We start from the raw sequence: 21076 nt of genomic DNA on the forward strand, positions 1-21076 counted from the left end.
CATGATTATTTCTTCTGCAAATGACTACCGTGAAGCCGCGCGACGTCGTTTACCGCCATTTTTATTCCATTACATCGATGGTGGAGCGTATTCGGAATACACCTTAAAACGCAATGTAGAAGATTTATCAAAAATTGCGTTAAGACAGCGTGTTTTAAATGATATGTCTCAGCTCAGTTTAGAAACCAAACTGTTTGATGAAACCTTGTCGATGCCTGTGGCATTGTCACCTGTGGGTTTAACAGGCATGTATGCGCGCCGCGGTGAAGTGCAAGCCGCCGTTGCAGCAGATAAGAAGGGCATTCCTTTTACGTTATCGACTGTTTCGGTCTGTCCAATTGAAGAAGTTGCGCCTGCAATCAACCGTCCGATGTGGTTCCAGCTGTATGTGTTGCGTGACCGCGGCTTTATGAAAAATGCTTTGGAACGCGCCAAAGCTGCAGGCTGTTCAACCTTAGTCTTCACCGTGGATATGCCTGTACCGGGCGCGCGTTACCGTGATGCTCACTCAGGCATGAGTGGTCCAAATGCGGCCATGCGCCGTTATATGCAGTCGTGCTTCCATCCGCATTGGGCATGGAATGTCGGCATGATGGGGCGTCCGCATGACTTGGGTAATATTTCTAAATACTTGGGCAAGCCAACGGGTCTTGAAGACTATATCGGCTGGCTGGGCAATAACTTTGACCCATCGATTTCATGGAAAGACCTTGAGTGGATCCGTGAGTTCTGGGATGGCCCAATGGTGATTAAAGGGATTCTTGATCCTGAAGATGCCAAAGATGCAGTACGTTTCGGTGCAGATGGCATTGTGGTTTCGAACCATGGCGGCCGTCAGCTGGATGGCGTATTGTCTTCTGCACGCGCTTTGCCGCCAATTGCAGATGCTGTGAAAGGCGATATTAAAATTCTTGCGGACTCTGGTATTCGCAATGGTTTGGATGTCGTGCGCATGCTGGCATTGGGTGCGGATACCTGTATGCTCGGTCGCGCATTTGTCTATGCTTTGGGTGCTGCAGGCGGTGAAGGCGTTTCGAATCTGCTGGATTTGATTGATAAAGAAATGCGTGTGGCGATGACATTGACGGGTGCGAAAACCATTGCGGATATTACGTCTGATTGTTTGGTGAAGTTAGAGAAAGAGTTGGCTGAATAATTACTTTTGATAGTGAATCCCTCCCTTTTGTAAAAGTGGGAAATGTTATTTGATTTAAATAGTAATACTCCTTCTCCCTTTGGGAGAAGGCTGGGATGAGGGGAGGAGTTTATTCCTTCATTTAATTGAAAAGCACCTCTCCCTAACCCTCACTTGCGCTGAGTTTTAAAGCAGTGCTTTAAAACACGCTCAGGAGAGGGAACTATCCAATTCAGGTATTGAAAAAAATAGAAGACATACGACCATGACCACCCAACAATCTCCACATCAAACCATTCAAAACCTCATCAACATCGTCGGCAAACAGCACGTTTTGACGGATGACAATGACACACGCCTGTATCGTCAAGGTCGCCGTTACGGTTCAGGTCATGTCTTGGCCGTGGTTGTGCCGGGAACTTTGCTTGAACAATGGCAAGTGCTGAAAACCGCGGTGGATGCAGATTGCATCGTGATTATGCAGGCAGCCAATACGGGCCTAACAGGGGGTTCAACACCATTTGGCGATGATTATGACCGTCCTGTGATTTTGATGAGCACCCGTCGATTGGCTGGCATACAAGTGATTAATGAAGGCAAGCAAGTGATTTGCTTGCCGGGTGCGACATTAGACAAGCTTGAAAAAGATTTGGCGCAATTCAATCGTGAACCGCATTCGGTGATTGGTTCATCCTGTATTGGCGCATCGGTTTTGGGCGGCGTGTGCAATAACTCAGGCGGGGCATTGGTGCGCCGCGGTCCTGCCTATACCGAGCTTGCACTGTATGCGCAAGTCAATTCATCAGGCGAATTGGAGCTGGTCAATCATTTAGGGGTCAATCTGGGCAATACGCCTGAAGAAATCCTCACAGCGCTGGAAAATAAAAACTATCAAATTAATGACATTGTGAATAATTCAAGCTGCTGTGCCTCTGATCAGCGCTATTCACATGACGTAAAGCAAGTTGATGAAAATACGCCTGCACGTTTCAATGCTGATCCAAGCCGCTTATTTGAAGCGTCGGGATCTGCAGGCAAAGTCTGTGTCTTTGCAGTGCGTTTGGATACCTTTGAAAAGATTCCAAGTCAGGTGTTTTATGTGGGAACCAATTTACATGATGATTTGACGGAAATCCGCCGCTTTTTGCTGAAAGATTTGCCGCGCTTGCCGATTGCAGGCGAGTATATTCATCGTATCGCTTATGACATTGGTGCAGAATACGGCAAAGATACCTTTATGTTTATTGAGAAATTCGGTACGGCAAAAGTGCCTGCTGCATTTGCCATGAAAGATAAAGTCGATGGCTATTTGGAAAAACTTCATTTACGCGGTTTGTCGGATAAAGTCTTGCAGCTGGTGACTAAATTTTTGCCGAATCATTTGCCGAAACGCATGAATGAATTCCGTAATTTGTATGAGCATCATTTGGTGATTCGTATTGAAAATCAGGATGTGGATCAGGTTGAACGTTATTTAAAAGATTATTTCAGCAATCGAAATTCAGGAAATTTTTTCAAATGCAGCGATGAGGAAGGGCGTAAAGCATTTCTGCACCGTTTTGCGGTGGCAGGCGCTGCAATCCGTTATCGTGATACACACCGTTCGGAAGTGGAAGACATTGTGGCACTGGATATTGCGCTGCGCCGTAATGACCGTGAATGGGTGGAAACTTTACCGAAAGCCATGGATGAGCAAATTATCCATAAATTGTATTACGGGCATTTCCTGTGCCATGTGTTCCATCAGGATTATATTGTCAAAAAAGGCGTAGACCCTTTGGCGATGGAACATGAAATGTGGCATTTACTCGATGACCGTGGCGCTGAATATCCTGCGGAGCATAATGTCGGGCATTTGTATGTGGCGAAACCTGCGCTGAAAAATCATTATCAAAAGCTGGATCCGACCAATAGCTTTAATGTCGGGATTGGACAAACCAGCAAGCTGAAACATTGGAAATAACAGCCTGCAGCGTAGCTGCGCCTCTTGAAGCTTGTTTGATAAAAAGCCCATCATTTTAATGATGGGCTTTTTGTTTAAATGTTCCATGTCATCGATTTGACATTCTATTGCGTATAGCATTGACCGAAGACGCGCAGAATATTTTTTAAATTGTCATCCCAAAATTTATAAAACCCGCTAAAGTAGTATGCAACAAGTTGCAAAGCCAAATACAAGGATTCATGATGACAACTAGCTATGCAAATATTTTAAAGCCGCTGCATTTAGGCTTTACGACCATTAAAAACCGTGTAGTCATGGGTTCTATGCACACTGGCTTAGAAGACCGTTTTTATAATTATCCAAAATTGGCAGCTTATTTTGGCGAACGCGCAAAAGGCGGCGTAGGCCTCATTATTACGGGCGGCATTTCGCCAAACCGCCAAGGCTGGCTGCTGCCTGCGGGCGGTACGATGAATACTTTGGGTGATATTGCGCCGCACCGCTTGGTGACTCATGCCGTACATAAGCATGGCGCGAAAATTTTAATGCAGATTCTGCATGCAGGCCGTTATGGCTATCAGCCTTTTGTGGTGTCTTCCAGCCCAATTAAATCGCCTATTTCGCCATTTAAGCCGCGGCAATTGAGTGATAAACAGATTTTAGACACGATAGACGACTATGTACGCTGCGCAAGCTTAGCTCAAAAAGCGGGCTATGACGGTGTGGAAATCATGGGCTCAGAAGGCTATTTGCTGAATCAGTTTTTGAGCCGCCATGTAAACCAGCGTACAGACCGCTGGGGCGGGCCGATTGAAAACCGGATGCGTTTTGCAGTGGAAATAGTCAAAGCCATCCGCGCTAAAGCAGGTGAGAAATTTATTATCTGTTTCCGCCTGTCGATGCTGGATTTGGTGCATGACGGCAACACCATGGATGAAGTGATTACGGTTGCCAAAGCTTTAGAGCAGGCGGGTATAACTTTATTGAATACAGGCATTGGCTGGCATGAAGCGCGTATCCCCACCATTGTGACGTCTGTGCCGCGAGCAGCATTTGCGGATTATACGGCAGAAGTGAAAAAGCATGTGGCTATTCCGGTGATTGCCTCTAACCGCATTAATATGCCGGAAACTGCCGAAGAAATTTTGGCTGCGGGCAAGGCGGATATGGTGCAAATGGCGCGTCCGCTCTTGGCCGATCCATTTTGGGTGAATAAAACAGCAACCAATCGTGTTGATGAAATCAATACCTGTATCGCCTGCAACCAAGCTTGTTTGGATCATACTTTTAAAAACCAGCGCGCCACCTGCTTAGTCAATCCGCAGGCGGCATTTGAAACGGAATTGGTTTATCTGAAAACATCGAAGCCTAAACGTATTGCGGTCATAGGCGGTGGAGTTGCAGGCCTTTCCGCAGCTACGGTAGCGGCCAGCCGCGGTCATCAAGTTACTTTATTTGAAGCCGCTCATGAAGTTGGCGGCCAGTTCAATTTGGCAAAAGTTGTGCCGGGCAAAGAAGAGTTTCATGAAACCATCCGCTATTTCAAAGTGCAGCTTGAAAAAACTGGGGTAGAGCTTCGTTTAAATACGAAAGCCAACCGCGAACAGCTGGAGCGAGAAGGTTTTGAAGAGGTGATTGTCGCGACGGGTGTGGTTCCGCGTGCACTGCGTATTGACGGCAGTGACTTACCGCAAGTCTTGTCTTATGCAGAAGTATTGCGCGGTGCGCCCGTTGGACAAAAGGTGGCTGTGATTGGTGCAGGGGGCATTGGCTTTGATGTGTCTGAGTATTTATTGAAACCTGAGCATCAACCTCAGCCGCAGCCGCTTGCAGATTGGCAGCGTGAATGGGGGGTCGATCCAAACCCGAACTATGTCTCGGAAGGCGGCACGACAGCAGCCGAAGTTCATCCGCCTATTCGTGAGATATATTTATTGCAGCGTAAAACTTCAGCCCTTGGGGCGGGGCTGGGCAAAACTTCAGGCTGGGTACACCGTGCGCAGTTGAAAAAGCATCAAGTGCGTATGCTTCGCGGCGTACAATATAAAGCTGTGACGGATGAAGGTTTATGGATTGAACTGGGCGGGCATGATCAATTGCTGCGTGTGGATACCGTAGTGGTATGTGCAGGCCAAGAATCAGTTAAAGAGTTAATGCCTGCAGCGCCGGAAAAGACCTTAGCAAATTACCATATCATTGGCGGTGCAAAATTGGCTGCAGAATTGGATGCTAAGCGCGCTATTCGCGACGGCGCTGAATTAGCAGCCCAATTATAATTTTTTTGGTTAAACAATATGCATTTGAATGGCTTAGTTTCATTTATTACTTGTCATCATCGGAAAAGAGCCGTATTATGACGCCCATGGAAGCGTGGCAGAGCGGTTTAATGCACCGGTCTTGAAAACCGACGAGGGTTTACCCCCTCCGTGAGTTCGAATCTCACCGCTTCCGCCAAATTCAAAAGCCCTTGTATTTACAAGGGCTTTTTTCTTATCTATGCTTTTGTCCCACATAAAATTTTGGATCGAAATAGACTTCTTTGGATAAAGATTGTGGGAAATTTAATGAGCTTCTAATAAGAATAGCTGAAAATAAACTGACAGACATAATAAAAAATAGACAACTGTGAGCTCAGATTTTTTGTAAATTGCATTCGAAATAAGTTCTTAACTTATTTCTGATTGGCTTGGTTGCACAAACCCGCTACTAAAGGCCTATTCAACCATATAATTTAACCATGAATGAGCCTGCACCTAAAATTTATCGTACAACCAATTGGTCTTCGTATAATTGAGCTTTAATTAATCGGGGGAGATATCTCAATTTAGTATGCTCCCAAAACTCAATGGTGTGCTCGGGCACAAGGTAAGCAGGGTCGAAATCAAAGGTATTTCGATACATTGATTCAATGCTGTCTCGTGATCAAATCTCTATTTCGACTCACTTTAGGCATGGTCACATACTTTGTTCAAAGCCTAATTCAGCTGTGTAGATTAGATTGGACAGCTCCGAATATCAGTGATATTCGTACTCCACCCTCGGCAGAAGGCAAAAGCATATCGATATTGAGATTGTTTATCCGAAAAGCAATGATGGCCTACATCTGCTTGTAGACTCTGCTGGTCTTAAGTTTTTAGGTGAAAGCGAATGGAAGTATAAGAAACATCAGCCTGAATACCGTCGCCAATGGCGTAAACTTCATATCGGCATAGATGTTAAAACCATGCAAATACGGGCCGTTCAGCTTACTGAAAATAATGTCAGTAATTCGCAAGTACTAGGGCTTTACTTGATCAAACTCCACCAGTCTATGCAGATGGCGCTTATGATGCAAAAGACTGTAGACAGCTGATTTCAGATCGACAAGCACATGCGGTGATACTGCCAAGAAAAAATGCCAAGCCTTGGCAAGATAAAAAAGCTGAGATGTATAGAGCGAAATGAATTACTGCAAACAATCAAACGGCGAAGAAGAACGATTTGGAAAAAATGGTCCGGGTATCATCGACGCAGCTTAGTAGAAACCCAGATGCATTGCATCAAATTATTAGGCGATAAATTAACGGCTAGAAACTTTCAAAGCCAAGTCAATGAGATGCATGCGAGAATAGCCATCTTAAACAAATTTACAGAATGAGGTTGAGCTCATACCCAAATAGGCACTTAAATTTGAAGAATTTGGGGGGAGATCAGTTTTTGAATGTTTGTGCAGCAAAGCCACTTCAAGGAGCTTTCTTCATCCAGTGAACGAGATTCATGCACGTGCAGCATTGGGCAGGCTTATTCATTGGCAAATGTTGTGCAATGAATAAGCCTTTAATATTACCAAAATTTAAAGATTACCAATTATACTTTACACCTACTTGAAAGTTAGCTGGTGCTCCATAGTAACTATTTAAAGTCGATAAATGATATTTCTCATTCAATAGATTATTTACATTTAAATTTGCTGTGAGATTTTCATTGATTTTATAGCGCGCCATTAAATCAACTATGCCATAGCTCCCTTGTTCTGATTTAAATGAATTAGTACGCGTGACATATGTGTAAATATCACTTTGCCAACGGATTCCTGCACCTATGGTGAGCGCTTCATCTAACTGAGGCAATGTATATGTCGTAAATAATTTAGCTGTATTGTTAGGCACATCACTATTTAGGCTGTCACCTTTGCTGTCTTGGGAAAGATTGCGTGTAAAGCTTGCTGAAAGCTGCCATAAATCAGTAATTTTCCCTGTAGCTTCTAACTCAATCCCACGGCTTTTTGTACCTGATTCAGCACGATATGGAGATACTTTTTGTCCATTAGGCAGCGTAATTTGCGGTGCGCCAGTAATTAAAATAGCTTTATTATCTTCTTTGGTTTGATAGATGGCTGCACCGATGTTTAACTGATTATCAAAAAATTCACCTTTAATACCAATTTCAGTACTATTGCCAATCAATGGATCGATAAAATTCCCGCTAAGATCATATTTATCTTGTGGAGAGAAAATAGTTGTATAGCTGGTGTAGGCTGTCCAATTTGGAGTGAAATCGTATGTTAATCCAATATAAGGAATGATTTCTTTTTCTTCTTGTTTTTTATTTGTCGCAGTGCCGCCGGTTTCCGGATTGGTTTTTGAAATTCGTTCCCAATCATCAAACCGGGCACCGATAATCATGGCGAGCGGGTCACTCAGTTTTAAGCGGGCAGCAGTAAATGCGGAGAGGCTTTTTTCATCGGTACTATACCAGCCATTGGTTTTTAAATCCGGTTTAGCTGGCGTATAGCCATCCCAAGCAAAAATATTATCTATTGGAATGGTATCCCAACCAGTTGAGTTAGGGCGCTTATTTTTGCTTTTGGCATACGTTGTTCCAACCACAACGTCATGCGTTTGATTAAATAAATCAAATGAGCCATTCAGTGTTAAATTAAATAAATCTTGGGTGGGTTTATAGTCCCAGCGTGTTCCATAAAGCACGCTGCCAGCGCCAGTTGCTTTATTTATTCCTGAACCGGAAAATACATAGCCGACAATTTCATCAGAAGAGGTAATGGTGCGGGATGCAACGCCCTTTATTTTCCAGCGGTCATTAAGCTGATGTTCAATATCAGCAAAATAGCCAGTTGTAGATCGGTCGGATGTTGACCAATTTGCCGCGGCTGAATCAGACCGTGACCAATCGATAGGTGTTCCATCTGTGTAATACGTTGGTAAACCGCTGCGGGCAATGCCATCTATATCAATTTGTTGATAGCTAACACCAAGGCTGGCTTTGGTATTATCATTTAAATCGGCTTCAACAACCCCGTAAGCGACTTTGCGTTCCTCGCTGTAACGGTCTATATATGAATCGCCTGTCTGATATGCAAAGACTGTACGTCCACGGATTGTGCCTTCTTTATTGAGTGGGGTGGATATATCAAGATCGGTGCGGTAAGTATCCCATGAACCAGCACTTGCACTGACAGAAGCTTTAAAATCTTCTAATGGCTTCTTTCGTACCATATTGATACTGGCACTGGCTGTGCCTGCGCCGGTCATTAATCCATTTGCTCCACGAACAATTTCAACGCGATCAAAAAGAGCTGTGTCTTGGCTTTGAAAAATACTTGAATATGAGTTGAGTAGTTTTATGCCATCTAGTAAGTAACTGTCTACAGTTTGACCGCGTGCATAAATTGGAGAATTGTCTGAGCCGATATTGCCCCCTTGTTTAATGGTTAATCCTGCGGCTTGATTGGCGACATCCATAAGCTGAGTAAGATTTTGATCTTCCATTTGCTGTCGTGTGACCACACTGACTAATTGTGGCGTTTCTTTTAATGACAGGGCTAAACCTGTAGAGGCTGCTGTTGCCTTAGTTGTATATGAATTGGTTCCTTCCGTCGTTAAGGGGCTTTCCTCATTTGCAGTGACTATAATTGCGGGTAATTGCGTTATTTCATGGGCGGAAGCATTCGTATCTTGAGATGTTGCGCTTGCTTGAGTTGTGCTGAGTTGGGGATGCTGAGTTTCACTGGCTGCTGTATGAAGAGGTTTAATGCTGAAGCCGCCGTTTTCAAGTTTAATGGCTTCTAAATTCGCTGGCTGTAATAAAATTCTTAAAGCTTGTTCAGGAGAATATTGCCCCTGTAAGCCCTGACTGTTTATTTTTGAAAATGCTTGAGCATCATAGCTAATCGTTATTCCTGTTTGAATAGCAAGCTGTTTTAACGCTTGATCGAGTGTGCTTTTTTTTACGGTGATACTCTGTGCGGCAGCGGCATAGCCATTGGTTGAGAGTAGTCCAACTGTAAGTGCCGGAGCTCCTAATAAAACTGCTCGAATCGCAATAGCTAATGTGGTTTTGACCTGAAATTTTGACATAAAATTTGCATCTGAAAGTATGTTTACCTATAAGTCGAATAAAAAAGAAAAAGAGCTCATATTTTTAGTGCAAGTTATTTTGGCCCGCTCGAATATCTGCAGAATATTATTATTGCAGAGGCTTATCACCATTCGCTGAAGAGCAATTAAAAACTCGAATTATGACTTTTTAATATGAAGTATATATGGGCTATAAAACTCTAAATTAAGACTGTTTGCATGAGCGATAGCCTCAAGGCTTTGATCAATGTGCACCAAAGAAAACACGCCCGAAATTTGAATATTTTCAATACTGGGGTCTATAAAATAGGTGCCTTGCTGGTAACGGTATAATTCGTGTAAAACCTTTTTGAGAGGCCAGTTTTCAACGACTAATAAATGTTGAGTCCAATATGGCTGATCATTTTTTAAAGGGATCGCGTTAGATATCTGTTGAGCATTAAAAACAGCGCGAAATCCTTGTTTGATTATTTTTTCTTTTGCAGGCCCAGCGGAATGAATGGCTACAGCATGTTCATAAACATTTAATTTAGTTTTTTTCTTTTCTTGCCGTACAGTAAATTGGGTGCCTAAGGCTTCCAAGTCACCATTTGAAGTACTCACAAAGAAAGGGCGTTTATAAGGGTCTTTAGCAGTTTTTATATAAATTTCACCGGCAATCAGTTTAATTTTCCGTGATTGCTTTGTGTATTCGACATTGATATAGCTATTGCTGGCAAGGACAAGTTGAGAGCCGTCTTCCAAAGGAATATTCCTAATTTCACCAATATCGGTGTGATAGTCAGCTTGCCATTTTGACCAAGGCAACTGATATAAAAAAAAGGTGAGTGTGAACAGGCCAATTAAGCTCAATAAAGTATTGTTTTTTAATGTCTGATGAAATTCATTCTTTGAACGGGCAAAAGATTGATGGCTTAAATTTGCCGGCAGTTCATTGAGTCCGGAGATGATTTTTTGGACCTGCTCAATGGCCAGTGTATTTTCCGATTTTTGATTTTTCCATTGTTCAAATTGCTGATACTGTTCATCACTAACTTCTCCAGAGTGCAAAATCACCAGCCAATCAGTTGCTTCATCTAAAACGTGTTTGGACAGTTTTTCTGGAGTTGTCATATGTGAATGATAAATTACTGTTGTTGAAGGCTGATACAGGCAAGAAAAGCGAGTTTCATGTCCCGTTTTACGGTGGCTTCAGAAATATTCAGCTGCGCACAAATGCCTTTATAGGTTAAGCCATCGAGTTGAGATAATAAAAAAACTTGTGCTGCACGCGCGGGTAATTTTTCCAAGACTTTATGGACTTGAAATAATGTTTCACGAATGCAGATTTCATGTTCAACAGATGGATAAAACTCAGCAGGTAATTGGGCCAGTGCCTCTAAATATAAGCGTTCCACTTGTTGATGACGCCAATGGTCAATAATGACATGTTTGGCAATGCCAAGTAGCCATGCTTTGGGTTCCTTAATATTTTCATGTTGATAATGGCTTTTCAGGGCGCGATAAAAGACTTCCTGGCTTAAGTCTTCAGATTGATGATGATGCTGAAGTTTGTGCTTAAACCAGGAGAGCAACGTTGTTTGGTGTGTTTGATAAACATGGCTGAACCATAACTGCTTATGTACATTTAAATTCATCAAATAGCCTTAAAACAGAATCAATCAAATCCAAATTCTAGAAAGAAATAGATTTCAATAAAAATATTCGTTGAATCTTAATGATAATCATTATTAAATGCAATATTATTATTTACACAAAGTAACATCTTTTTTGAGCTGTTTATTCATCTCATCCGTCTAAGTAGATAACGATGCGTAATCGCTGTATTACGCTTGCAATGTTAGTGGTCTAGTCATGAAATCCCTTTCTTTTCAGTTCAACACTCAAAATCACCATCGATTTATTGTTTTTATACGTATTCTGCTTGCTTCATTAGGCGGTTTTGCTGCAGCAAATTTAACGGTTGCTATGGTTGGGTTGCTCTTTCCAAATCAGCTTGCAATCGCTACATATACCGGTTTTTTGATTAGCTTCATTGTTTGGTTAGTGTTCATCTTGACTGTATTCAGTATAAAAAGCACTTTAAAAACGGTTTGCTTATCCATCGGTCTGTTATTTAGCCTTGGGTGTATCGTCAGCGCACTAAAAATTTGGGGAAGCATATGAAAGAGGGCTTCCGCCAAAGCATGGCTTGGCTGCATACATGGACAGGTTTGGTCGTTGGCTGGATCTTATTTTTTGTCTTTTTAACAGGTACAGCAGGCTATGTGCAAATTGAACTGACACGATGGATGCAGCCTGAAAAAGCATTGCAGTCCAATGTTATTGTTCCTGAAAATGAGCAGCTGGATAAAGCTTATCATTATTTAAAAAATAATCCTGACGCGCAAAAAGCCGAACGCTGGGGAGTGAATCTGCTAACCAATCAGCGTGGTGCAGATGACTTCGCTGTCAATTGGACTTTGCCACCCAAAGAAGAAGGGAAACGGGGTAAATATAATAAAGAAGTGCTTGATGTTTCATCAGGGCAACCTGTTTCTGAGCAAATTCAGCCTCGTGAAACGGGTGGCGGTTTTACGCTTTATCGTATGCATTATGCGCTGCATTATATTCCTTATGATTGGGGCATTCGGATCGTGGGCATTTGCACCATGTTCATGTTTGTTGCCATCATTTCGGGCATCATCACCCATAAAAAAATATTTAAAGATTTCTTTACGTTTAGACCCGCCAAAGGCCAGCGGTCCTGGTTAGATGCACACAATGTGATTAGTGTGATTGCTTTGCCGTTTTATATCATGATCACGTATAGCGGTTTAATTTTCTTTGCCAATGCTTATATGCCTTTGGGTGTTCCAATGGTTTATGGTTCGGGAGAGAAAAATACAGAACGCTATTATGCTGAACTTTACCCAACGAACTCTCGTTTTAATAAGGATGATTCTGCTGTTCCGCCAGCCATGGGTGAAATCCAGCAGAAATTCGTTCCTATTCAGCCTTTACTTGTAAAAGTTCAAAGTGAATGGGGCGGATCACAAAAAATCAGTCAGGTAAATTTTTATCCTGATCAAGGTAAAACTCCTGCAAAAATTGAATTTTACCAAACTGGCAGCGATACGATTGCAAGAAAACGCACATCTTTAAGTTTTGATTTATATACAGGTCAAAAGATTGTTCAGGAAAAGTCCAATGAAGATAAGGCGCCGATGGTCTTTGGTACAACTGTATTAGGGCTGCATGAAGGCTTATTTGCATCGTCATTTGCACGTATCTTATATGTGCTGACAGGGCTTTTAGGCACAGCCATGATTGCAACTGGCTTGGTGCTGTGGACCGTTAAACGCCGGCCAAAACAATTAAAGTCAAAGCGAATGAGTTTTGGTCATGCCTTGGTTGAGCGCCTAAATATTGCCATGATTGCAGGTTTACCATTGGCAATAGCTGTGTATTTCTGGGCAAATCGACTGATTCCTGCCGATTTCGCTAACCGTGCCAATTGGGAAGTGCATTGTTTATATATCACCTTATTATTCAGCTTCCTCTATGCATTAAGCAGGCCGATTGTCCGTGCTTGGATTGAGATATTGGCTTTTGCTGCTTTGGCTTATTTATTGTTGCCTATCCTCAACTTTGTTACGACAGATCGCCACTTAGGCGTATCACTTTCACACCAAGACTTTGCATTAGCCAGTATTGATCTGGGATTTATTTTCCTTGGAATCATGTTTGCATGGGCAAGTTACCGTGTGTGGTGCAAGCGGGATTCTATTTTAAAACCTGTTGTTAAAAAAAACAAAAAACCACGTGTTTCTCCGGCAGATGATGTGATTGAAGTTCCGCGGTCAGAGGAATTGTCATGAGCATAGTGTCGATCAATATTTTAACCGCAATATTTTTGAGCTATATCGGTTTATTTGCTTTAAATCTTTCCATGGAACGCAATGCAAAACTGGTTTTGAAAGCGCCGTTATCTTTAAAAAAAATCCAAATACTTAAAGTCTTTGGATGGATGTTTTTAGCACTTTCATTATTTCACAGCATTTTAGCGTGGGGTGTTTCGATCGGGATAACCGCATGGTTTGGCGTCATCACACTGATTGCTGGCGCAATCGTGTTTATTCAATCTTATCAAGCAAAGTTGAATTTGAATTTATCAAGCATGGCTTTTTTTATTGTGATTGGATTGCAATTTTTTCGACTGTAAATGAGTGAGTTTTATGAGTAATCAAAATATAGATGTAGCGAAAAAACGCAATTCATTGGGTCGAAAACTGAAATATGTGATTGGATTTTCTATCTTCATTTTGCTGATTATTGGGGGAATATATTGGAAAAAGACTTCAAATCAACCGAAAGAAGAGTATAGCCAGTGGAGTAAGCCTGTTCCAGTACGTGCAGTGCCTGTACAGCGCAGCAATTTAGATGTTGAAATTAAAGCCATTGGTACGGTTGTTCCAGTGCATACGGTAAATGTGCAAAGTCAGGTTTCTGGCGTGCTGCAACAGGTTTATTTCAAAGAAGGGCAATGGGTCAAAAAAGGGCAGCTATTGGCTCAGATAGACCCTGCTCCATTTGCAGTGGCTTTGGCGCAAGCTGAAGGAACTAGACATCAAAATCTTGCGCAATTAAACAATGCGGAAACTGAACTTGCACGTTATCAATTGCTGTTTAAGCAAGACTCTATTGCTAAACAGCAAGTTGAACAGCAGCAGGCTTTGGTGAATCAGCTGAAAGGGCAAACGCAATCTAATCGTGCGCAGGTCGATGCTGCAAAATTGCAATTGTCCTATACCAAAATTTATTCACCTATTGATGGCCGTGCCGGCTTTAAGCAAAAAGATGCAGGCAACTTGATTCAGGCCAATGAAAGCACAGCTTTAGTGACCATCACGCAAGTTCATCCTGTTTATGTGCAGTTTGCCGTTGCAGAAAGCCATCTAGCAGGATTACGTGAAACTTTAAAATCTGGTCATCAAGTACAAGTCAGTGCATGGGATAAAGCAGAGCAAAAACAGCTTGCAGTGGGGCATGTGCAGGCTTTGGACAATCAAATTGATATCAGTACAGGCACTTTAAAGTTAAAAGCGGTGTTTGATAATCGTGATGACAGCTTATTTCCAAATCAATTTGTCAATGTGCGCTTAAGTGCGCAGACCATTCAAAATGCCGTCAGTATTCCAAGTGACGCTGTTCAGCATGGGGCAAAAGGCACCTATGTTTACGTCATCAATAAAGACCATAAAGCTGAGATCAGAAGCCTAAAATTAGGTTTAAGCAGCAATGGTCAGATTGAAGTTTTAGCAGGCTTAAACGGCACTGAAAAAGTGGTGCTTGAGGGGATTGATCGTCTTTCAGAAGGCAAAGAAGTTCAAATTATTGCTGATGATCAACCGCATCTCCCTGTAACGGAATCTGCTGCTGGATAAATCATGAATATTTCACGGTTCTTTATTGTACGTCCAGTCGCAACAACGCTGCTGATGCTCGCGTTGCTGTTTAGCGGTCTGCTGGCTTGGCGAATGCTTCCAGTCTCTGCTTTGCCGCAAGTCGATTATCCGATTATTCAGGTGTATACCTTTCAGCCGGGGGCAAATCCAGATACGGTACAGCGAACCATTACAGCACCACTTGAACATGAAATGGGGAAAATTGCCGGCTTAAAGCAAATGTCATCCAACAGTTCGGTGGGGGCATCGGTCATTACCTTGCAGTTTGATCTCAGTGCTGAACTGGGCGTGGTGGAGCAAGAAGTTCAGTCTTCATTAAGCACTGCCAGCAGTAAATTACCCAATGATTTACCCACACCGCCGATTTACCGCAAAGTCAACCCTGCTGATGTACCTGTTATCACCCTAGCGATTAGCTCAGAAACATTACCTTTAACCACTGTGTATGACATGGTGGATACTCGCGTTGCGCAAAAGTTGTCGCAGCTGACGGGTGTTGGCATGGTGAGTCTCGCAGGCGGTCAGCGGCCAGCAATCCGTGTGCAAATGAATCCGGCTGCACTGGCAAGTTATAAAATGAGTGCGGAAGATGTGCGATCTGCCATTAATTCTGCCAATGCCAATCAGCCGAAAGGCAGTTTTGACGGGCCATTTCGGACCACCATGCTGGATGCCAATGATCAAATTCGTTCAATTGCAGATTATGAAGCTTTAATTCTCCGCTGGAATAATGGCGCGCCCATTCGCCTCAAAGATGTTGCCACCGTTATTGAGGGCAGTGAAGACCGCTATATGGCAGCATGGGCAGACAGCCAATCCGCGATTTTGGTCAATGTACAGCGCCGACCGAATGCCAATGTCATTCAGGTTGCCGATCAAATTAAACAGGCCTTACCTGAGCTGCAGCAGAATCTTCCTGAGAATGTCAAAATTCGTATTTTAACGGATCGAACTGAAAGTATCCGCAGTTCGATTCATGATGTGCAAAAAGAACTGGTTTTTGCCGTGTGTCTGGTGGTCATGGTGACGTTTTTATTTTTAAGAAATCTCTCTGCCACGATTATTCCAAGCATTGCTGTACCGCTGTCGATTATCGGCACATTTGTTTTGATGCACTTTTTAGGTTTTTCGGTTAATAACTTGACGCTGATGGCGCTGACCATTGCCACAGGCTTTGTGGTCGATGATGCCATTGTGATGCTGGAGAACATTGCCCGACATCGAGAATCCGGTGAAAGCTTATTGCAAGCAGCCTTAAAAGGTTCACGGGAAATTGGCTTTACCCTGATTTCACTCACTGTATCGTTAATTGCCGTGCTCATTCCTTTGCTGTTTATGGGCGATGTTGTCGGGCGGTTATTCCATGAATTTGCGGTGACTTTAGCAGCAGCCATAGCATTATCCCTCGTTGTTTCACTCACCCTGACGCCGATGATGTGTGCGTATTTGCTTAAAAATACGCAGCATGCGCCATCACGTCGCCGATGGAGCTTGGATTGGGTCATTCAGCAATATGGCAAAGGCTTAGAATGGGTATTTAAACATCAAACTTTTACTTTGGCGGTGATGTTGAGTACGGTCATTTTGGCTGGTGTCATGTATTGGATGATTCCTAAAGGCTTTTTTCCAGTACAAGACAGTGGTGTGATTCAAGTGGTGACAGAAGCGCCTGATGATATTTCGTTCCAAGCCATGAGTGAGCGTCAGCAAGCCTTGGCGCAGCAAATTTTAAAAGACCCCGCGGTTGAAAGCTTGTCTTCATTCATTGGCATTGATGCCAATAATCCAAAACTCAGCAATGGCCGAATTCTTATTAACCTTAAACCGTATGCTGAACGTGATAGTGCATCGCAAGTGATGACTCGTTTACGAGAGGAGTTTGATCAGGTCAAAGGCATTCAAGGCTGGATGCAGCCTGTGCAAGAGTTGAGTATTGAAGACAAAATCAGCCGAACACAATATCAACTGAGCCTTACTGCAACGCGCAGTGCAGATTTAGAGCAATGGACACCTGTTTTGGTAGATGCTTTACGCAAAAAAGCTGAATTTGCCGATGTCACCAGTGATGGCGGCGGATTGGGCTTGCAGGCATTTATTGATGTCAATCGCGATGCAGCGGCACGTTTAGATTTAAGTATTGAAGATATCAGTTTGGCTTTGCAAAATTTATTTGCTCAGCGGCAAATTGCCACTTTATACACGCAGTCGAATCAATACCGCATCGTGTTAGAACTTGCACCTGAGTCAACACAAGACTTTGATGCTCTGGCCCAAACTTATATTCATAACAGTAACGGCGAACCGATTCTACTCAGTTCCGTGGCAACCATTGTACAAAAGCGTGTCCCGATCCTCTTGCAGCAACAGTCACAATTCCCCGCCAATGGCGTGTCATTTAATTTGGCACAGGGCGTAGCATTGGGTGATGCAATTAAGGTGATCCATCAAGTGGAACAGCAACTCAATTTACCGATTGATGTCAAAGTGAAGTTGCAAGGTGCTGCAGCAGCATATGAAAATTCGAAACAACATACATTCTGGTTAGTGATTGCAGCCATTGTCACCATGTACATCGTGTTGGGAATCTTGTACGAAAGCTTTATTCACCCAATTACCATTCTTTCTACATTACCTTCTGCGGCCATTGGCGCTTTGCTTGCCTTGTTTATGGTCAATCGGCCATTAGACATGATTGCTTTGATTGGCATTATCTTGCTGATTGGTTTGGTGAAGAAAAACGGCATCATGATGGTGGACTTTGCATTGGCTGCTCAGCGCAATGAAGGTCTATCGCCGCAACAAGCCATTTATCAAGCGGCGTTAATGCGTTTCCGTCCTATTTTAATGACCACTTTAGCGGCATTGGTGGGAGCAATTCCCTTGATGTTGGCATCGGGTGCAGGGGCAGAACTGAGACAACCGCTCGGGATTGTAATGGTCGGTGGATTATTGCTAAGTCAGATTTTGACCCTCTTTACTACACCAGTGGTTTATCTGTTTTTTGACCGCTTGCAGCAATCATTTAGCCAATCAGATACAAACCGATTGGGTGTAGATACAGCCGTTGCAAATGATGCGGGGAGAGAGTCTTGAAATTACTCTCAGCTTTTATTCATCGGCCAGTAGCAAGTGTTTTAATTGCCATTGCCATTGTTTTATTGGGGATTTTGGCTTATTTACGTTTACCCGTTGCAGCCTTGCCTCAAGCGGATATTCCCACCATTGTGGTACGGGCAAATTTACCGGGTGCAAGCCCTGAGAGTATGTCTGCCACAGTAGCAACGCCATTGGAACGTGCCATGATGGGCGTTTCTGGGGTGAAAGCCATTAACTCGTCAAGCAGCCAAAGTTCAGCGCAAGTGGTTTTGAATTTTGATTTGGCAACGGACATTAATGAGGCGGCCAGAGAAGTACAGGCAGCCATCAACGCTGCCATGTCGCAGTTGCCTTCAGGCATGCCAAGCCCTCCTGAATATTTTAAAGTCAATCCAAGCCAAAGCCCTATTTTTTACTTGGCATTGAGTTCACAGCATTTATCTGCAGGTAAATTGTATGAAATTGCCAGTGATTTGCTGCAGCCCAATTTGGCTCAGGTCAGTGGTGTCGGCGAGGTTTCGATTGATGGTGCTTCCATGCCTGCGGTGCGGATTATTTTAAATCCCAATGCACTGATTTCGCAGGGTGTGACGTTAGAGCAAGTGCGTGAAGCGATTGTAAAAAGCAACCGCACTCAAGCACTCGGTGTGGTTGAAAATGATCAATTACGCTGGCAAGTAGCGCTTTCGAGCAATTTAAAAACAGCTGAGGATTTTGCCAATCTCCCTGTTTATAAAAATGCGCAAACGATTGTACGTTTAAAAGATGCTGCAGAGGTTCAAGATTCAGTAGAAAACCGCTATGTCAGTGGCTTTCATAATGGTCAACCTGCGGTCATTATTAAAATCAGCCGGCAACCGAATGCCAATACGGTTGCAACCATTGAGAAAATTAAAGAAAAACTGCCTGAATTACAGCTGATGATTCCTGAGGATGCTCAGCTTACAACCGTGATGGATGGTTCGAAAATTATTCGGGCAGGTTTGGACGAAGCACGAGATACCTTATTGCTTTCAATCCTCTTGGTGGTGATTGTTGTGGCGTTGATGCTGGGGCGAGTACAAAGCGCCTTGGTGCCTGCTGTTGCCTTAGTTGTGGTATTAATCGGTGCAAGCAGTCTGGTGTATTTGGCAGGATTCTCACTGAATAATTTGTCCATTATGGCAGTAATTGTTGCCATCGGACTTGTTGTTGATGATGCCATTGTTGTACTTGAAAATATCGAACGTCATATTGAACAAGGTGAGCAACCTGTTCAGGCGGCATTAAAAGGCAATCAGGAAGTTGGCACAACCTTAATTGCCATGAATTTGGCTTTGGTGGTGATCTTCATTTCTATCCTATTTATGGGCGGGGTGATAGAACGCCTATTTAGAGAGTTCTCATTAACCTTGGTGTTTATTGTTGTTTTATCCGTGGTGATCTCACTGATATTAACACCCAGTTTATCTGCACGTTGCCTAAAGCCATTAGCCAGTTATCAGCATCAGGCATTGTATCAATATAGCCATCGCTGGATGCAGAAGCTGAACCAGGCTTATTTAGCATCATTAAAATGGATGCTTAAACACAGTTATCTGGCAATTTTGTTATGGATTGGGGCAATTGCGGGTTCTGCTTATATTTATCAGACTTTGCCTAAACGGGTATTGCCTGAGCAAGATACGGGGCAAGTTGATGCGTTTATTCGCGGTGATGATGGATTCTCATTTCAGATTATGCAGCCAAAAATTGCCGCCTTTAGCGAGAGTCTTCTCAAAGATCCTGCTGTGCAAAGTGTGGTGGGAACGTCTGGTGGCTCAGGCGGGACAACCAATTCATTTTTGATGGTGAGCTTAAAACCGAAAGCCGAACGCGATGGTCAAAGTGCTCATGAAGTTGTAGAGCGTTTGAAGCAAAATGCGCCGTGGCAGGCAGGGGCAATTTTTTCAGCGCGAGTCAAGCAGGAGCTTGAGCTTGATGACCCGTTTGGTGGCAGTGGGCAAGACTATATGTTGCTGCTGCAATCTGACAATGTAGCGCTGTTGCGTGAATGGGTGCCTAAAGTTGCATCGGCAATGCAAAAGCTCCCTCAGCTTGCAGAAGTTGAGTCGATGGGCGATGAAGGCGCACAGCATGTGACTTTGGATATTGACCGTGAGGCGGCTCGACGCTTGGGTGTAAATATAGAAAGCATTGCCAGTGTGCTAAATAACTCTTTTTCACAGCGTCAAATTTCAACTATTTATGATCAAACACAGCAGTTTCATGTGGTGATGGAAGTCGACAAACGCTTTACCGAACAGCCTGAAGCTTTGGCGGATATTCGTGTACCGAACCAGCAAGGTGAGTCGGTTCCATTGAGTAATTTCGCCACATGGTCTTATGGAATTACCAATGATCGGGTTTATCGCCGTAATCAATACGCTGCGATGGGCATTGGCTATGTGGTCAAACCAGAATATACCAATGAACAAGCCGATGCTGCGATTCGCTCAATTTTATCTGAAGTGATGGTGCCTAACGAAATCTTTATGACCAGCGATAAAGAAGCTGAAGCGCAAAGTTTGCAAAGCGGTTTAAGTACGCCTGTACTGGCTTTAGTGGTGATCTTGCTGATTTATATCGTACTGGGTGTGACTTATGAAAGCGTGGTACATCCATTTACGATTCTGTCCACCATACCTGCAGTCGCCTTAGGGGCTTTACTGACGCTTTGGACATTTGGTTTTCATTTTACCTTGATTGCCTTATTGGGAATGTTCCTTCTTATTGGCGTGGTGGTGAAAAATGCCATTCTGCTTATTGATTTCACTTTGATGGAAAGGCGAGCAGGAAAATCAGCCTATCAAGCAGTCGTGTCTGCTGCTGAACTTCGTTTTAGACCCATCTTAATGACCAATACCGCAGCATTATTAGGCGCTGTTCCATTGGCACTCAGTTGGGGAGAAGGGGCTGAATTGCGTCAGCCTTTAGGTGTAGTCATTGTCGGCGGTTTGGCGCTTGGGCAATTACTCACCTTATATACCACGCCGGTGTTGTATTTGGTTTTAGAAAAATGCGCTGAATTTTTCAGAAGATCGAAAAATGTGCATGCAATTGATTTAGGTAAATAGGA

12 protein-coding genes, 1 tRNA gene and 1 pseudogene are annotated in these 21076 nt (G+C 43.3%); 11 read left to right on the forward strand and 3 right to left on the reverse strand.

Annotation, left to right across the window (positions count from 1 at the left end; genetic code table 11):
- Position 1: 1 nt before the first annotated feature.
- The 5 genes and pseudogenes from lldD (at position 2) to F941_RS04885 (ending at position 6717) form a co-directional block, all read left to right on the forward strand.
- Positions 2-1156, forward strand: coding sequence for an FMN-dependent L-lactate dehydrogenase LldD (gene lldD, locus F941_RS04865; RefSeq protein WP_005008476.1), 1155 nt, complete (start codon positions 2-4; stop codon positions 1154-1156).
- Positions 1157-1400: 244 nt separating this feature from the next.
- Positions 1401-3098: a D-lactate dehydrogenase gene (dld, locus tag F941_RS04870; protein ID WP_005008479.1), complete on the forward strand. Its 1698-nt coding sequence runs from the start codon at positions 1401-1403 to the stop codon at positions 3096-3098.
- A 221-nt stretch (positions 3099-3319) separates the two neighbouring features.
- The gene (locus tag F941_RS04875) at positions 3320-5356 is read left to right on the forward strand and encodes an NADPH-dependent 2,4-dienoyl-CoA reductase (protein WP_018572444.1); all 2037 of its coding nucleotides are present in this window, start codon (positions 3320-3322) and stop codon (positions 5354-5356) included.
- Positions 5357-5444: 88 nt separating this feature from the next.
- Positions 5445-5534 (forward strand) — tRNA-Ser (locus tag F941_RS04880).
- Positions 5535-5817: 283 nt separating this feature from the next.
- A pseudogene (locus tag F941_RS04885) lies at positions 5818-6717 on the forward strand (IS5 family transposase).
- A gap of 202 nt (positions 6718-6919) precedes the next feature.
- Here the strand turns inward: F941_RS04885 and F941_RS04890 are convergent.
- From F941_RS04890 to F941_RS04900, 3 genes are all read right to left on the reverse strand, one after another.
- Positions 6920-9436, reverse strand: coding sequence for a TonB-dependent siderophore receptor (locus F941_RS04890; protein WP_005008484.1), 2517 nt, complete (start codon positions 9434-9436; stop codon positions 6920-6922).
- A 159-nt stretch (positions 9437-9595) separates the two neighbouring features.
- Positions 9596-10549 (reverse strand): FecR domain-containing protein, encoded by a 954-nt coding sequence (locus F941_RS04895; protein WP_005008486.1) that lies wholly within the window; start codon positions 10547-10549, stop codon positions 9596-9598.
- 14 nt (positions 10550-10563) lie between these two features.
- Positions 10564-11073, reverse strand: coding sequence for a sigma-70 family RNA polymerase sigma factor (locus tag F941_RS04900; protein ID WP_005008489.1), 510 nt, complete (start codon positions 11071-11073; stop codon positions 10564-10566).
- Positions 11074-11290: 217 nt separating this feature from the next.
- Between F941_RS04900 and F941_RS16475 the strand changes: the two genes are divergently transcribed.
- From F941_RS16475 to F941_RS04925, 6 genes are read left to right on the forward strand one after another with little or no spacing between them, the layout of a single operon-like run.
- Positions 11291-11602 carry a hypothetical protein gene (locus F941_RS16475; RefSeq protein WP_154649275.1) on the forward strand — a complete coding sequence of 104 codons (312 nt, stop codon included), beginning with the start codon at positions 11291-11293 and terminating at the stop codon, positions 11600-11602.
- Positions 11599-13296: a PepSY-associated TM helix domain-containing protein gene (locus tag F941_RS04905; RefSeq protein ID WP_005008490.1), complete on the forward strand. Its 1698-nt coding sequence runs from the start codon at positions 11599-11601 to the stop codon at positions 13294-13296. The genes F941_RS16475 and F941_RS04905 overlap by 4 nt, the downstream gene beginning before the upstream one ends.
- Entirely contained in the window at positions 13293-13640 is a 348-nt protein-coding gene (locus F941_RS04910) for a DUF3325 domain-containing protein (protein WP_005008491.1), read from the forward strand. The genes F941_RS04905 and F941_RS04910 overlap by 4 nt, the downstream gene beginning before the upstream one ends.
- A gap of 13 nt (positions 13641-13653) precedes the next feature.
- Positions 13654-14862, forward strand: a complete 1209-nt coding sequence (locus F941_RS04915) for an efflux RND transporter periplasmic adaptor subunit (protein WP_005008492.1) — start codon at positions 13654-13656, stop codon at positions 14860-14862.
- 3 nt (positions 14863-14865) lie between these two features.
- Positions 14866-17976, forward strand: coding sequence for a multidrug efflux RND transporter permease subunit (locus F941_RS04920; RefSeq protein ID WP_005008493.1), 3111 nt, complete (start codon positions 14866-14868; stop codon positions 17974-17976).
- Positions 17973-21074, forward strand: a complete 3102-nt coding sequence (locus F941_RS04925; RefSeq protein WP_005008494.1) for an efflux RND transporter permease subunit — start codon at positions 17973-17975, stop codon at positions 21072-21074. Before F941_RS04920 ends, F941_RS04925 begins: the two co-directional genes overlap by 4 nt.
- Positions 21075-21076: the final 2 nt, after the last annotated feature.

It is taken from the genome of Acinetobacter bouvetii DSM 14964 = CIP 107468 (assembly GCF_000368865.1).
GTDB classification, from domain to species: domain Bacteria; phylum Pseudomonadota; class Gammaproteobacteria; order Pseudomonadales; family Moraxellaceae; genus Acinetobacter; species Acinetobacter bouvetii.

Coding starts and splice junctions, on each gene's coding strand:
- lldD (WP_005008476.1), top strand. CDS start 2: ATGATTATTTCTTCTGCAAATGACTACCGTGAAGCCGCGCGACGTCGT.
- dld (WP_005008479.1), top strand. CDS start 1,401: ATGACCACCCAACAATCTCCACATCAAACCATTCAAAACCTCATCAAC.
- F941_RS04875 (WP_018572444.1), top strand. CDS start 3,320: ATGATGACAACTAGCTATGCAAATATTTTAAAGCCGCTGCATTTAGGC.
- F941_RS04890 (WP_005008484.1), bottom strand. CDS start 9,436: ATGTCAAAATTTCAGGTCAAAACCACATTAGCTATTGCGATTCGAGCA.
- F941_RS04895 (WP_005008486.1), bottom strand. CDS start 10,549: ATGACAACTCCAGAAAAACTGTCCAAACACGTTTTAGATGAAGCAACT.
- F941_RS04900 (WP_005008489.1), bottom strand. CDS start 11,073: ATGAATTTAAATGTACATAAGCAGTTATGGTTCAGCCATGTTTATCAA.
- F941_RS16475 (WP_154649275.1), top strand. CDS start 11,291: ATGAAATCCCTTTCTTTTCAGTTCAACACTCAAAATCACCATCGATTT.
- F941_RS04905 (WP_005008490.1), top strand. CDS start 11,599: ATGAAAGAGGGCTTCCGCCAAAGCATGGCTTGGCTGCATACATGGACA.
- F941_RS04910 (WP_005008491.1), top strand. CDS start 13,293: ATGAGCATAGTGTCGATCAATATTTTAACCGCAATATTTTTGAGCTAT.
- F941_RS04915 (WP_005008492.1), top strand. CDS start 13,654: ATGAGTAATCAAAATATAGATGTAGCGAAAAAACGCAATTCATTGGGT.
- F941_RS04920 (WP_005008493.1), top strand. CDS start 14,866: ATGAATATTTCACGGTTCTTTATTGTACGTCCAGTCGCAACAACGCTG.